Source organism: Bacillus sp. Bos-x628 (assembly GCF_040500475.1).
Taxonomy (GTDB): domain Bacteria; phylum Bacillota; class Bacilli; order Bacillales; family Bacillaceae; genus Bacillus; species Bacillus maqinnsis.
Genome location: NZ_CP159358.1, coordinates 1,811,929 through 1,826,541 on the forward strand (window position 1 = coordinate 1,811,929; position 14,613 = coordinate 1,826,541).

At 42.9% G+C, this 14,613-nt stretch carries 7 protein-coding genes and 1 pseudogene; 5 read left to right on the forward strand and 3 right to left on the reverse strand.

The window, feature by feature from the left end; genetic code table 11:
- Nucleotides 1-92 precede the first annotated feature (92 nt).
- Complete coding sequence (locus ABVJ71_RS09535) at nucleotides 93-1,529, reverse strand: amino acid permease (protein WP_353853819.1); 1,437 nt, start codon at nucleotides 1,527-1,529, stop codon at nucleotides 93-95.
- 321 nt (nucleotides 1,530-1,850) lie between these two features.
- On the opposite strand from ABVJ71_RS09535, the gene tcyA reads away from it, so the two are divergent.
- From tcyA to ABVJ71_RS09560, 5 genes and pseudogenes are all read left to right on the forward strand, one after another.
- Complete coding sequence (tcyA, locus tag ABVJ71_RS09540; RefSeq protein ID WP_353853820.1) at nucleotides 1,851-2,666, forward strand: cystine ABC transporter substrate-binding lipoprotein TcyA; 816 nt, start codon at nucleotides 1,851-1,853, stop codon at nucleotides 2,664-2,666.
- The gene (locus tag ABVJ71_RS09545) at nucleotides 2,653-3,345 is read left to right on the forward strand and encodes an amino acid ABC transporter permease (RefSeq protein ID WP_353853821.1); all 693 of its coding nucleotides are present in this window, start codon (nucleotides 2,653-2,655) and stop codon (nucleotides 3,343-3,345) included. Before tcyA ends, ABVJ71_RS09545 begins: the two co-directional genes overlap by 14 nt.
- A 12-nt stretch (nucleotides 3,346-3,357) precedes the next feature.
- The gene (locus tag ABVJ71_RS09550) at nucleotides 3,358-4,101 is read left to right on the forward strand and encodes an amino acid ABC transporter ATP-binding protein (RefSeq protein WP_353853822.1); all 744 of its coding nucleotides are present in this window, start codon (nucleotides 3,358-3,360) and stop codon (nucleotides 4,099-4,101) included.
- Between the two features lie 120 nt (nucleotides 4,102-4,221).
- Nucleotides 4,222-4,522, forward strand: a pseudogene (locus ABVJ71_RS09555) (YitT family protein); the annotation flags it as partial.
- A gap of 156 nt (nucleotides 4,523-4,678) precedes the next feature.
- A complete protein-coding gene (locus ABVJ71_RS09560) occupies nucleotides 4,679-5,371 on the forward strand; it encodes a 4'-phosphopantetheinyl transferase superfamily protein (RefSeq protein WP_353853823.1) in 693 nt (230 codons plus the stop codon).
- A gap of 286 nt (nucleotides 5,372-5,657) precedes the next feature.
- On the opposite strand, the gene ABVJ71_RS09565 is transcribed toward ABVJ71_RS09560, so the two are convergent.
- Complete coding sequence (locus tag ABVJ71_RS09565) at nucleotides 5,658-6,401, reverse strand: alpha/beta fold hydrolase (protein ID WP_353853824.1); 744 nt, start codon at nucleotides 6,399-6,401, stop codon at nucleotides 5,658-5,660.
- Nucleotides 6,402-6,407: 6 nt separating this feature from the next.
- A complete protein-coding gene (locus tag ABVJ71_RS09570; RefSeq protein ID WP_353853825.1) occupies nucleotides 6,408-14,603 on the reverse strand; it encodes an amino acid adenylation domain-containing protein in 8,196 nt (2,731 codons plus the stop codon).
- Nucleotides 14,604-14,613 lie beyond the last annotated feature (10 nt).

Genomic DNA, 14,613 nt, shown 5'->3' on the forward strand with positions numbered 1-14,613 from the left:
CTTTGACATTTAGTGTTATGTCAAAGGTGTTCTAGAGTGTCTCATAATTTTAGGTTCGTCTAATTAGGCTATATTAAATTTTCTTTATTAGTTTAAAATCTGATCTCTTCATCTCCGCGTATTTGTAGCTTGAGCGGTTCACTTTTCGGCTGATGTTTTTTGATATAGCAATGATAGACGACATAACCAATGATCATCAGCGGTACGCCGACATATAAGCCGATGCGCTGCTCTGGATCAAAGGCAAGGCTGATTAAAACAATTGTGTTAAGCGTGATCGCAATGATCGGCAGAAACGGATAAAGCGGTGTTTTAAATTTTAAATTTTCTAGCTTTCCGCCTGCTTTCAGGTACTTTCTGCGGAAGAGCAGTTGAGATAATGTGATTGTAATCCAGCCAGCTTGTGCACTCATACCGGCAATTGAAACAATCCATACAAATACGGTTTCCTCTGCAAAGAAACCAGATAACAATGAAATGCCCGTAAATAAGAATGTGAGAAGCAACGCATTCATCGGGATACCGCGCTGATTGACTCGTTTGAAGATCTTTCCTGCCATTCCTTCCTTCGATAAGGAGTATAGCATTCTCGTCGACGCATACAACCCAGAGTTCGCAACAGATAATAAAGCAATTAAAATGACAAAGTTCATAATGTCGGCTGCAAAAGGTAACCCAATTCGCGAAAATACCGTCACAAACGGACTTTCTAACACACTGGCTTCCTTCCATGGGACCATGCCGGCTAAAACGAAGACAGATAAAACGAAAAAGACGAGCGTCCGCCAAACCGTCTGATGAATGGAGCGTGGTACAGTTTTCTCAGGATTCTCACTCTCTCCTGCGGCTATCCCAATGAGCTCCGTTCCCTGAAAAGCAAAGTTTACCGTAATCATCGTGACCACAACAGCTAGGAACCCATTTGGAAATAAACCATCACTCATAAAATGGCTAAAATAAGGCGCTGGCTCTCCGCCAGTCGTTTGAATCAAACCAAACATTGCCGCTCCACCAAGTCCAATAAATAATAAGATGGCTACGATCTTAATCGTCGAAAAGAAAAACTCCGACTCCCCGAACGCTTTAGCAGAACTAGCATTTAATAAGAAAAGAAATAGCCCAAATACGAAACACCAAATCCACACATCCACATGCGGGAACCATCGCTTCATAAGCTGTCCTGCAGATAAAAATTCTAGCGCTACTGTCGCCGCCCAGCCAAGCCAATAAATCCACCCTACAGCGAATCCAGCCGCTGGACTCACAAATTTTGTCGCATACGTATGAAACGAACCCGATACAGGGAGTGCGACTGACAGCTCACCAAGACAAAGCATGGTTAAATACATAATTAATCCGCCCACAATATAAGAAAGAACGGCTCCGACTGGACCTGCTTGTCCAATTGTAAAACCAGTTCCTAAGAAAAAGCCTGTCCCAATGACACCGCCAAGTGAAATCATAAATAAATGGCGGGAGGTCATCGCCCTTTTCAATTGTTCCGGCTGATTTTGTCCAACATCCACCATAATGCCCTCCTTCTTCTAAGATGCTCTAGTATCAAAACATGTCTCCATGGATTCATTCCAATTTCAAAACAACCTATTAATTATACATCTTTTATAATAAATATGCTTCCTTCTATGGTCACTGAATCAAATTCTTTATTTTAATAATGTTCAAACAAATGAAAAAATGAGGACTTTCAAGACAGATCAAGTTTGAAAGAAATGGGTTTCGGGCATAAAGTTGAAGAGATTCGCTCAAGATAATTTCAAATGCTTTACTTTTAGGTTGCTTCTCTGTAAGATCATATGTTGTAAATACCAACAAGAAAAGTGGGGAATAAAATGAAGAAAATATTCTTTGCCATTATGTTAGGCGCTTGCTTTGCACTTATCACTGCATGTGGATCTCATGCAAATGACAACACGAATAAACAATCTGCGTCTAAAGAATCAGGTGACCTTTGGAAATCCATTCAGGATAAAGGCGTATTAACCATTGGAACAGAAGGTACTTACGCTCCTTTCACATTCCATGACAAAAAGACAGATAAATTGACTGGCTATGATGTTGAAGTCATTACAGAAGTCGCAAAACGCCTTGACTTAAAACCAGAATTCAAAGAAACACAATGGGACAGCATGTTTGCCGGGCTAAATTCGAAACGTTTTGATGTGGTTGCGAACCAAGTTGGTAAAACTGGACGCGAAAATCAATATGACTTCTCTGATAAATACACAACGTCTCAAGCGGTTGTTGTGACAAAATCAGATAACAATGACATTCAAAAGCTATCTGATGTCAAAGGGAAGAAAGCTGCACAATCTTTAACAAGTAACTACAATAAGCTTGCAACTGATGCAGGCGCTAAGATTGAAGGCGTTGAAGGTCTGGCACAATCCATTCAATTGATTCAGCAAGGACGTGCTGATCTCACGTTTAATGACAAACTTGCTGTGTTGAATTACTTGAAAACAAGCGGAAATAAAAACCTAAAAATTGCTTTCGAAACAGGAGATCCTCAGGAAACATATTTTGCCTTCAGAAAAGGCAGCGGCGAAGTCGTTGATAAAGTGAACAGTGCTTTAAAAGAAATGAAGAAAGACGGTACACTAGCAAAGATTTCAAAGAAATGGTTTGGTGAAGATGTTACAAAATAATATCCTGGGGGTCGTCATTCCGTGGGATCTTCTTCAGCAATCTTTTTGGCCAATGATGACACAGGGAATTGATTATACAATTCCCTTGGCCATCATTGCCTTTATTATTGGTCTTTTTATTGCGCTTGTGACAGCCCTTGCTAGAATGTCTAAGATCAAAGTGCTCAGATGGATTTTCTCTATTTATGTGTCGGCTGTTCGTGGAACACCGCTTTTTGTGCAATTGTTCATTATTTTCTATTTCTTTCCGACATTCAATATTACAATTGATCCATTTCCAAGTGCCATTATTGCTTTTTCATTAAATGTAGGCGCGTATGCTTCGGAGATTATTCGTGCATCTGTGCTTTCTGTTCCAAAAGGACAATGGGAAGCTGGTTATTCCATTGGGATGACCCATCGCAAAACGCTCGTCCGTGTCATTTTGCCGCAGGCAGTGCGTGTGTCGATTCCACCGCTATCTAATTCATTTATTAGCTTAGTAAAGGATACGTCCCTTGCATCGCAAATTCTAGTCGCAGAGCTTTTCCGTAAATCACAGGAAATCGCCGCGGCGAACTTGGATCAAATTTTGTTCATTTATATGGAAGCAGCCCTGATCTATTGGATATTCTGCTTCATTCTATCGCTCGTTCAGCACCAAATTGAAAAACGACTTGATCGTTATGTCGCAAGGTAAGGAGGGAACGACATGCTAACAGTCAAAGGCTTAAAGAAATCCTTTGGTGAAAATGAGATTTTAAAGTCAATTGATTTTACAATCAACAAAGGACAGGTTGTGGCCATCCTTGGTCCATCAGGTTCAGGAAAAACGACCATGCTCCGTTGTTTAAATGCACTTGAAATACCAAATGGCGGCTCCTTAACCTTCGATGATTTTTCGATTGATTTTTCTAAAAAGAATAAACAAGCAGATCTGCTTAAACTGCGGCGGAAGTCAGGGATGGTTTTTCAAGATTATCACTTGTTTCCACATCGTACTGTTCTTGAGAATGTGATGGAAGGTCCTGTCCAAGTACAGGGTCGTTCGAAAGAGACGGTTCGAAAAGAAGCCATACAGCTTTTGCATAAGGTTGGACTTGAAGATAAAAAGGATTTATATCCATTCCAGCTTTCAGGCGGTCAAAAGCAACGTGTCGGCATTGCCCGAGCACTTGCCATCCAGCCAGAACTTATGCTCTTTGATGAGCCAACCTCAGCGCTTGATCCTGAGCTCGTCGGTGAAGTGCTAAAGGTCATGAAGGATCTTGCGAAAGAAGGCTGGACCATGGTGGTTGTCACACATGAAATCAAGTTCGCCCAAGAGGTGGCAGACGAAGTGATCTTTATTGATGATGGCGTCATTGTCGAACAGGGGCCTCCAAACGAAATATTAAAACAACCAAAGGAAGAACGAACCAAACAATTTTTAAATCGAATTTTGAATCCTGTATGATCAAATAAGGCTGCTCTCATGTGATGGGAGCAGTTTTTTGATCTTTTTGAAGTAAGCGTTTACAATTTCACGCAACTATTTAAAGGGGCGTGAGCGTATGTTACGATTGGAAATCGAGTGTTGAAGCGGGAACATCTTTTACGTTGGTTTTTCATTTTGTTGGTTGATTGTACTTGCTTTTGGGCTTTCGCTGACAGTGAAAGGAAAAATCCTTGGGATTGGTCCTTGGGACGCTTTCCACTACAGACTGTTTCAGCACTTTGGACTCACGATTGGACAGTGGTCCATCATTATTGGTGCACTGATTGTGACACTAACATCAGTTTTCATAAAATCATTTCCAAAGATCGGTGCTTTACTCAATATGGTGCTGATTGGCGTATTTATTGATTTCTATAATACGGTATTACCTTCCACCACATGGTTATTTATTTGAACGTACAGTGGGTCCGAAATGGGAATGGTGTTGTGGTCATCAAACAGATGTAAAAAGACAGCAGAGTATATGCCTTTTTTATGATCTTTGCGAACAGTCGACGTCAGGTGGTACACTAAATGTAAAAAATTGAGGTACTTTATGAAGATTTTTGCTATTCAATTACAACACTTAGATGAAAAAAAAGCACGTGAACAACTTGACCGGTTGAAACCCTTTGTGTCGCCTGAAAAGCAAGCAACTGCTGAACGCTTTCGCTTTCTTAATGATGCAAGAAGAACGCTGTTAGGTGAGGTGTTGATTCGTCAAATCATTCATCACATGCACGGCACTCCTATCGATCAGATTGCTTTTGACACAGAGGAAAATGGAAAGCCTGTCGTACGACAGATTCCATCGTTTCATTTTAACCTTTCTCATTCTGGCGATTGGATTGTGTGTGCAGTAGATGATGCACCCGTCGGCATTGATATTGAAGAGATAAAACCGATTGATCTGGCGATTGCCAAACGATTTTTTTCGCCTGAAGAATATACCGATTTACTCTCAAAACCGGCTGAACAACAAGAAGCCTACTTCTTTCATCTCTGGTCTATGAAGGAAGCTTTTATCAAGATGACGGGTAAGGGATTATCCTATGGTCTCTCGTCCTTTACAGCTCGCCTATCGGCTGATGGACAGGCTTCTTTGACATTACCTGCGCATGAACCACCTTGCTATGTCAAAACGTTCTCGCTTGATCCCGCCTATCAAATGGCGGTGTGCTCTAGAAAACCCATTTTCACAGAAAAAATAGAGACGCTCACCTGCTCAGAGGTGCTGTCTCGCATGTAAATTGGTGTGATTTGCTAGAGTGATCTCTTTAGCAATTAAACACCACGTGGTAATTGTTCTTCTTTGACATGCCAAGCGTTGATTGAAGAATAGGACATGTCATGGCGCGGTTCATTGCTCATTTAGAACGAAGTTTTTTCTTTAGTGAATTATTTCCAATATTTTTACATACTCTAATGCCCTACTCGTTCATTTCAGATTCCTCCTAAATAAGAAAGAGTCTCTTCATATATTGTATTATTCATTTCGCAAAAAGACGGCCCAATATGAGGAGGGCCGTCTTATCTTATTTTTTGATCAGATGAGTGCCAGTCGCATGCTCAATGATATCTCTCATTCGTTCAGCGAATGGTTGCAATTCTGTGTTGATATACATGTGACCTCCGTTAAAATCTGTACGTTTGATCGTCGTCTTTGCCCATTTTAACCAGCCGTTTGCATCTTTCATGCATTGATCATCTTCTCGTCCATTCAATAAATAAACCGGTGACTCAATGATGGTTTTGTCTGTATGTTGAAAGGTTTCCAATGCTTGATAATCCGCACGTAATGATGGTGTAAAGTAATCCATCATTGGCTTATTTTCCAATAATTCCTTTGGGATACCACCCATATCCGCAATATGCTGAACAAATACCTCATCTGACAAGTGGGTTAGAAGCTGTCTTTTCGTTTGTGGCGGCTGAATAGCCGAAATCACCACCGCTGCGGGATAGATGCCTTCTTTTTCTAGCTTTTGTGTTAGCCTGTAGACCACAAGCCCTCCCATTGAATGTCCAAATAAGATAAATGGACGGTTCAGTCTGTTCTTTAATCCTTCTTTATACAAATCGGCCAGCCGATCAATGCTTGATTCAAGCGGCATCAAATTAGTTCCATGACCTGGGGGCTCTGCCGCTGTTACTTCAGCAGTACCCCTTAGTTGTTCGAAAAGCGGTCGGTAGGAGGCGGAATATCCGCCTGCAAAAGGAAAACAGATGAGCTGAATGCATTCTGGTTTTTTTTCAAAGGTTTTAAATAACTGATTCATACGTCCTTACCCCTTTATAATTGTTTGAAGAATCTGTGCAAGTTCATCCGCCTGTGGTCTTTTCATCATGGTGACATGGTCGCCTTTGATGTGATAATACGAGCACGACCCTTTCGTATAAGCCTCCCAGTCGGCAAACTTCTTCTGGAAATCTGTGGCGTGCTCACTGCTTTGTACAATATAAAACGGCACAGTGAATGGTTCTTTTTCTAATTCAATGGCTTGTGACATAATCGTATTATGTGTTTGCATTTGCAAGTATTTATCTAAATATTGATCATTCATAAATTGATGAACCACTTCATCTTTTTCTGCTTCTTTGAGTATTTTCTGCTTCACTTCTTGGAAGCTTAGCCCTTGTAAAACTTCTGGCTTTATTCCGACAAGATTCCCCATTCCAAGGACGAGCGCAAGCATTTTCACTTCTTCTTCGCTCATATCGGCATGGAGTGCTTGATCTGCCTCATCTCTCAGCACAGGGACCGTATCTAAAATAATCAGCCCTTTCGGCATTTTTCCTGCATGAGATAGCCGCTGGCTCATCCCATATGCAAGATGCCCTCCCATGGAATGTCCTGCAAGGTAGTCTATGCCTGGTCGATAGAATGCTTCGATCGCTTCGATGAAGATGGAGACCAGCTCAGAATAATGAAGGAATTGCGGTTCTTCATCCTCATATAAGCCAGGAGACTGAAGTGCGTACACCGCTCCTTGATGCGTCATTAGCTTGGCGACATCTATATACCCCATGACCGTCCCCCCAGCAGGCGGTGCGAAGAAAATACTTGGTTCGGCTGGATCACCTTTTTTCAGCTCGATCACATAGTCCTTCGGCTGCCTCTCTACACTCTCTCCTTGCTCCGGTAATGTATTGATATAAGCTGCTAGCTGAGCTGGGGCTGGGTGCATGAATACCCACTTTGGATCAACGCTTATCCCTTTTTCTTTTAGTTTGGCGACAGCTTGAATACTCATGATGGAATCTCCGCCTAAATCAAAGAATGAATCATTTGCGCCTAGCTGTTTGACACCAAGCACTTCTTGGAAGGCGGTGACAATGCGTTGTTCAAGCTCGGTTGCCGGTTTGTCATCTTCATGGAAAGAAGAAACCCTTTCAGTCGGCTCTGGCAGCGCTTTTTGATCTACTTTTCCGTTCGTTGTCACCGGAATCGAATCGAGCTCAACAAAGTAACTTGGAATCATATAGTTTGGTAGGCTTTCCTGTAAGAAAGCTTTCCAGCCAGGGACAGGTTTTTCCCCATCTGTGACAAGATAGGCTGCCAACCGTTTTGAACTGCCATATGCTTTTGCAATCACCGTACATTCTTTTACTTGTGGGTGTTTAAGCAAGGCTGTCTCAATTTCCCCACATTCAATGCGATAGCCTCTAATTTTCACCAAGTTATCTGTTCGTCCTATATATTCAATGCTGCCATCAGACCGCCATTTGCCTAGATCACCTGATTGATACAGCTTGTCTCCTTTTAATGCGGGAAATGGATTGTCTATAAACCGTTCCTTCGTCCGATCTGGGTCATGGAGATATCCTTTTGCAAGTCCTGCCCCGCCAATATAAATCTCACCCTTGATTCCAACTGGGACTGGCATTAGGTATTCATCTAGTATCACGACAGTTGAGTTTGCCACTGGGACACCAATCGGAATGGATCTCGCATCATCTGGCAGATGTGTCACCTGATGAGTCGTCGCTAATGTGGTATTCTCTGTTGGACCGTATGCATTGATGAGGACACCTTTCATATGCGGCAATGCCTTTCGGGCATGCTCACTCGACATGGCTTCTCCGCCAACAAGTAATGTGCGATAGCCTGCCACACTTTTTGGGTCATGCTCCACAAGACGATTAAATAATGCGGTTGGCAGACAGTTGGCTGTCACTTGATGCGTTTTGATCAACTGCGTTAATTCATCCATATTCAGTGCTGCATATTTTGGGATCAAAATCAGCTGACCGCCATTTAGCAACATTCCCCATAATTCAAATGTAAAGGCATCAAATGCATAGTTTGATAGTTGAAGCATTTTATCCTCTGGACCCAGTTCTATATAGTTGGTCTCTTTGACTAAACGGACCACCCCTCCATGCGGAAGCATGACGCCTTTTGGCGTGCCTGTAGACCCTGACGTGTAGTTGACATAAGCCAGTTGATGTTCCCCTACCACTGATTTCTCTTTTTTGTACACTGCATCCTCTTCTGGTAAAGGCTCGTCCATTACAATGATGGAGCTGGCAAGACCAGCCAGACGACTGGCGAGATGGGACTGGGTTAAGATCACATGACTTTTCGTATCACTGATGATGAGACGAATACGCGCATCTGGATAATCAGGTGACATCGGAACGTATGCAGCTCCAGACTTGATAATGCCAAGAACAGCGACAACCATTTCAAATGAACGATCAAAGAGCATGGGCACAAGCGCCCCCGGTCCAATCCCTTGTGATTGCAAATACCCAGCAAGCTTTGTTGCCTTCTCATTCAAAGTTTGATATGTCATTGTCTCTTCTAAATATGACAAGGCAATCCGCTGCGGACCCCGATTGACCTGTTCTTCAAAAAGCTCTTGAAGTGTACGTTTTGGATAAGGCGTTTCTGTTTGGTTTTTTTCTACAACCATGGCGTTCTGTTCTGCCTGATCCATTAAGCAAAAATCGGCAAAGGTTCGTTCAGGCTGATTCGTCATTCCATCTAAGATGTGCAGATAATATGTCATATAACGATGAATCGTCTCTTGATCAAATAAATCCGTGTTATATTCCACATGAATGGACAGCTTGTCTGCCTGTTCAAATAAATGCAGGGTGAGATCAAATTTTGATACTGTATGGTTGACCATGACACTTTCTGATGCAAGCCCTTTTAAGTTCACATCTAACGAGTCAGTCACATATCCCATGGCGACTTGGAAGATAGGTGAACGACTTAATTCTCTATCAATGGCGAGTTCATCCACAAGCTTGTCAAAAGGGTAATGCTGATGCTCAAAGGCTTTTAAGGTCATCTCTTTCACCTTATTCAATAAGTCTGCAAATGTGGATGTTTTTGATACATCTTGTCTAAGTGCTAGTGTATTCACAAACATGCCAACCAGTGGCTCTGTCTGTTCAATCTCTCGTCCTGCTATTGGAGAACCAACGATCACATCCGTTTGTCCTGACAGCTTGTGAAGCAGCACATAATAGGCTGACAGCATGGTCATGAACAGTGTCGTTCCCTGTTGCTTTGATAATGCCTGCAAGCGGCGAACAAGCGTTTCATCAAGCACCATTTGTTCTGTAGCCCCATGAAATGTTTGAACCGGCGGACGAGGGCGGTCAAATGGAAGCTCTAAAATTGGCAACTCCCCCTGCAAGGCTTCAAGCCAGTATGCTCGGTCATTCTGATTGTTCTTTAATTGTTCATTTTGCCAGTGAATGTAATCTGTCCATTCAATGTCAAGCGCCGGTAGCTGAGGCTCTCTTTCTGCCAACAGTGCTTTATAGACAACTTCTAATTCTTGAATCATGAGACTAAGAGACCATGCATCAGAAATAATATGATGCTGGCCGCAAAGCAGGTAATATTCCTCTTTGCCCATAACTACAATGGTCCATTGCGCAAGCGGTCCTCTCTCTAAATTATAGATGCGATTGGCTTCCTGCTGAATGAGCTGTTCAAGCCTTCTCGCTCTTGTGTTTTCATTAAATAATGAGAAATTTGCCACTGTCACAGATGGCGGAAGGTTTTCTTGAATGAGTTGAACGGGCTTGCCGCCTAGCGACTGAAACGTTGCCCGCAAAGCCTCATGTCGTTTGGTTAAAAGACCAATCGCCTTCGTAAGTGCTTGAATGTTCAAACGCCCCGTCAGCTTCCAAGCGCCTAATATATTATAATGATGGCTTTTTTCTAGTGTAGACAGGAACCAGATACGCTGCTGGGCATGTGACAGTTCATAGCTTGTTTGCTTTTCCAGCTTCGGAATCATAGCTTCTTTGACAGCTGGTGTACCTTTAAGTTCGTCTACCATTTGCGCCAAATGAGCCAAATTCCTGCTTTCAAACAAAATCTTTAATGGCGCTTTAATTGAACATTCATGGTTGATGCGAGAGATCGTTTGTGTGGCCTTTAAGGAATGACCACCAAGATCGAAAAATTGATCCTCTGCATACACACGATCTACTTTTAATATGTCCTCCCAAATGGTCGCAAGAAGCTGCTCTGTTTTCGTTTCAGGCAATCGTTTTTCACGCCGGTTTTCTGCCTTTTGATCGAGTAGCTTTAAAGCTTCATAATCAATGGACCCATCTGTTTTTTTCGGTATATCTGGCACTTGTCTAGTATCCCAGTCACCCTCTGTTAGGTCTGATATGTCATAGAGATGAGGCGTTTGACCGGTTTGCACCGTATAATATAGCTTTCTTTCAAAATGAGGCATCGGAACGGGTTGAAGCTGTTTGGCTATATTTTGATTGGTGCGATCTAGACCGATAAATAGATGGGCTTCATGCAGCCGAACACCTAGACATAATGAAGATAAGCCTTGTTTTTTCCCTATTAGTTGAAAGCCCTTTCGAACTGTTAGCTCAGCAGCAGTATGTCCCTTGGACAGACCAAGGTTATCCCACATGCTGAAATTCAAACAAATCGCTCTTCTTCCTTCATTGAAGGTAAGCGTATGTGCCAACCCGTCTAAAAAGCTGTTTGCCGCAGAGTATGCCCCAAATGTTGTACCACCAAAAAAACCATTTACTGATCCGAAAAAGATAAGTGGGGCTGTCGGATCGTGCTTGAATACTTCCTGTAATACCCAAGCACCCTCCGCTTTCCCTCCTATTTCTTTCATGAAATCTTCTTCTGATGTTTGAGCCAGTGTATACTTTTGAGCGTGCTGAAAATGCTCCGACACATTGCCTGACCCGGCTAAATGAATCGCGCCGCGAATGGAATGTCCCCAATGTTTCTCTGCCTCATAAATGGCATGCTCTACTTCGGATACATCAGTCACATCTGCTTGAATATATATGACGTCTCCAAGTAATGTAAGCTGAGAGAAAGCCGCATTCTTTTCCTCGTCTTCTTCAAGCCGAGTCCGACCAATCAAGACAAGCTTTAGTCCAAATGGAAGGAGATGTTTGGACAATTCAAATCCAATGCCGCCAAGTCCGCCTGTGAGCAAGTACACACTGCCACACTCAAAGAATTCCTCTGTTTGAGGAGCTTGCATCATATCGACTCTTTCTAGCTTTGGCACGAGTCGATGCTCCTTTCTATAAGCAACCTCTGGCTTCATGTGAATCGTGGACATCTCTGCTGCAATTCGCTCCGCATCTAGACCATACTCCTCCGCTTCAATATCAATATGAGAAACTTGCGCCCCTTCCCATTCCTGCGGGATGGTTTTCAAAAGACCGACAAGCGCTGTTTTTTCTACATGAAGCTCATCTGTTTGATGTACAAATTGACCACCCTTTGTCACAACAGCGAGACGTATAGGTTCTTTGTTTTCTTGTCTAAGGGCTTGATATAAATACAAAATGGATAGATTTGTGCTGTGCATCTCTTTGAAATGGTCTAGGCTAACAATGGCTTCCTTGTCTGTCACGTTCCACATATGAAGAATTCGGTTGATATTCAGCTCATCTGCTTCTAGAGCTGCAATGAGCCTTACATAATCTCCCTTGATTCTCGGGTTCATCTGATACAATCCTTTTGATAAGCGTAAAAATTCGTGTCCCTTTTTCACAGAAACATACGGCTGATTCATTTGTTTAAATTGTGTATACACCTGTTGGTAAAGTCCTTTTTCATCCTCGAATACGAGCACTGGATGATCTGAAATTGCCTGAGACGGCCCGATGTTTTCCTTCGTCCATATGCGTTTATGAAACCAATCCGGCAATGTCTGTTCATTTTGGGAAGCGAGATCAAGTGCACGTTCAATGTCTTGAAATACACCGTCTTTGAGCGCCGCACCAAGCTGGGCACGTTGAATTTTCCCGCTCTCTGTTTTAGGAAATTGTTCTTTTTCAACTGGAATGATGTGATCAGGTTCTATCCCCATTTTCCGAATAATTGCCTCTCTGATCTGCTGGATGATCGTGATCTTGTCCTCTAACGTTTCCTTTTGTGAGACAAAAAAGACGGCGAGTGTATCATTGCTTGATTCTGGATTGTAAATACCATATGCAGCGGCAAAGGTCACCTCGACCCCATCAATCTCTTCCACAACGGCTTCAATTTCATAATTCAAATAGTTGGCCCCGTTAATGACGATGATATCTTTCTCTCTTCCTGTCAGCACAAGACGACCTTCATGGATAAATCCTAAATCTCCCGTGTGAAACCAGCCGTTTTCTGCAAATACCTCTTGATTGGCTTCCTCATTTTGATAGTAGCCCATCATAATCGTCGGACTTTTCACCTGCAAACGCCCTACTTGATCCTCTGGAAGCACCTGATGATGCTCATCCACTATCCGAATCCATACTGAAGGAATCGGTGCACCTACCTCTGTAAAGGTGATCTTGTTGGAGTGATCGTGCGTGACATATTGAATCTCACTAGTTAAAGATGTTTGATCAACGGTGAGCTGTCCATCATTATCCTCACGCCGCATAAATTCTTTCGACTGTACGATAGCTGATGATGTTTCTGACATACCGTAAGCTGGCACCATCACATGACGGCTCAATCCATGTTGACCCATGATGTTCATGAATCGCCGCGTAACCTTTGGAACAACAGCTTCAGCGGCATTCATAATATATGTGAGGGAAGAAAGATCCCAGCTTCCTCGGCGAATCTCTTCCTCATATTCATTCATCATGGCAAAGGCAAAGTTTGGGGCCCATGTTCTTGTCACTTCATATCTCTCCACCCACTCGAGCCACACCATTGGCCGTTCGATAAACTGATCAATGGAGGGACTAATCTGCTGGCAGCCGAGATAGACGTCATGCACATGAAACATCACAATGCCCCCTACATGATCAAGCGGCATCCAGTTGAGTGACACATCCTTTTGCGTAAAGCCATTTGCCTGTTCAAACGAGATGATTCTGGCTAAAATACTTTGATGATTGTGACGGATACATTTTGGCATACCTGTACTTCCAGAAGACAACAGTTGAAGCACAGGTTCATCTGCCTCAGGTTCATAATGCTGTTCATCCGGTTCACAAGCAAGTAATGTTTCAATCGTTAAAATAGGTATTGATTCCGATTCAAATTGCTCTCTCAGGCTGGCGATACCCTCCGCACTCGCTTCATTTGTAATGATAAAAGGTTCATTTTGTAGCTGAAACACACCCTTCAGCTTATTCACCCCTTGATTCATTTCATCATAAACAGGCGGTACAGAGACAGGTGTCGGAATGATTCCCCCGAGAATACAGCCCCAAAACACAGTCACAAAATCTTGATGGTCTTTCAATTGAAGTAAGACTTGATCACCATTTGTCAGCCCTGCTGCCCTTAACCCTGACAGGACACGTTCAGCGGCTGTAAGTAGTTCAGGATAAGTTTGGGTAACAGATTGTCCTCCTTCTTTGATATAAGTCACTCCGTGATCAGGTGACATAAATGCTGCCCTAATGAGCACCTCTGTCAGCGTGACAGGTGTACCCGGTTTTTCCATGACATCGCCACCGTATACAAGTGCTAGCGGTTTTTCATCAGCGGCTGATTCTCTCATGTTTTCGACTTGATCCTTTGCAGGCTGTTCGTTTCCTTGGGTAAGATGCCTATCAGAAAACAAATCGTCTAGATGATATGGCGTTTGTTTTTCCGTCTGACTCACGATCAAAACAGCGGCCTCCTGTACACCTTCGATGGCCCTGGCGCGTTCCTCTAGCTTTCTCATTTCCTCTTCGTCTAGCACATCTATTGAGAGCAACACCTCTGTATCGACTGCACCGCTTTCTGTTTTTGGCAATGCAGGTAATAAGACGAGAACCGACGGCACTTCGTGAGGCTGAAGAGGGCCTGTCATTAAATCTTCTCTTGTCAGCGAAGGGTCTTTTGCCTGCGCAAACAGCACAAGCGATAGATGACCCTCCCTATTTTTTTTCGGAATCAAGGCACATTCTTCTATATGAAAATGGAGCATCATGATTCTTTCTAATGCTTTGATATCGATTCGTTTTCCGTTGATTCTCACCATATGATTTACTGCATGACCTTTTCGTCTACTGACTAACATTGATTTTCTC

What these genes read in the sequence shown, in the direction of transcription:
- ABVJ71_RS09545 (WP_353853821.1), top strand. Translation starts at nt 2,653, where the DNA reads ATGTTACAAAATAATATCCTGGGGGTCGTCATTCCGTGGGATCTTCTT.
- tcyA (WP_353853820.1), top strand. Translation starts at nt 1,851, where the DNA reads ATGAAGAAAATATTCTTTGCCATTATGTTAGGCGCTTGCTTTGCACTT.
- ABVJ71_RS09560 (WP_353853823.1), top strand. Translation starts at nt 4,679, where the DNA reads ATGAAGATTTTTGCTATTCAATTACAACACTTAGATGAAAAAAAAGCA.
- ABVJ71_RS09570 (WP_353853825.1), bottom strand. Translation starts at nt 14,603, where the DNA reads ATGTTAGTCAGTAGACGAAAAGGTCATGCAGTAAATCATATGGTGAGA.
- ABVJ71_RS09535 (WP_353853819.1), bottom strand. Translation starts at nt 1,529, where the DNA reads ATGGTGGATGTTGGACAAAATCAGCCGGAACAATTGAAAAGGGCGATG.
- ABVJ71_RS09550 (WP_353853822.1), top strand. Translation starts at nt 3,358, where the DNA reads ATGCTAACAGTCAAAGGCTTAAAGAAATCCTTTGGTGAAAATGAGATT.
- ABVJ71_RS09565 (WP_353853824.1), bottom strand. Translation starts at nt 6,401, where the DNA reads ATGAATCAGTTATTTAAAACCTTTGAAAAAAAACCAGAATGCATTCAG.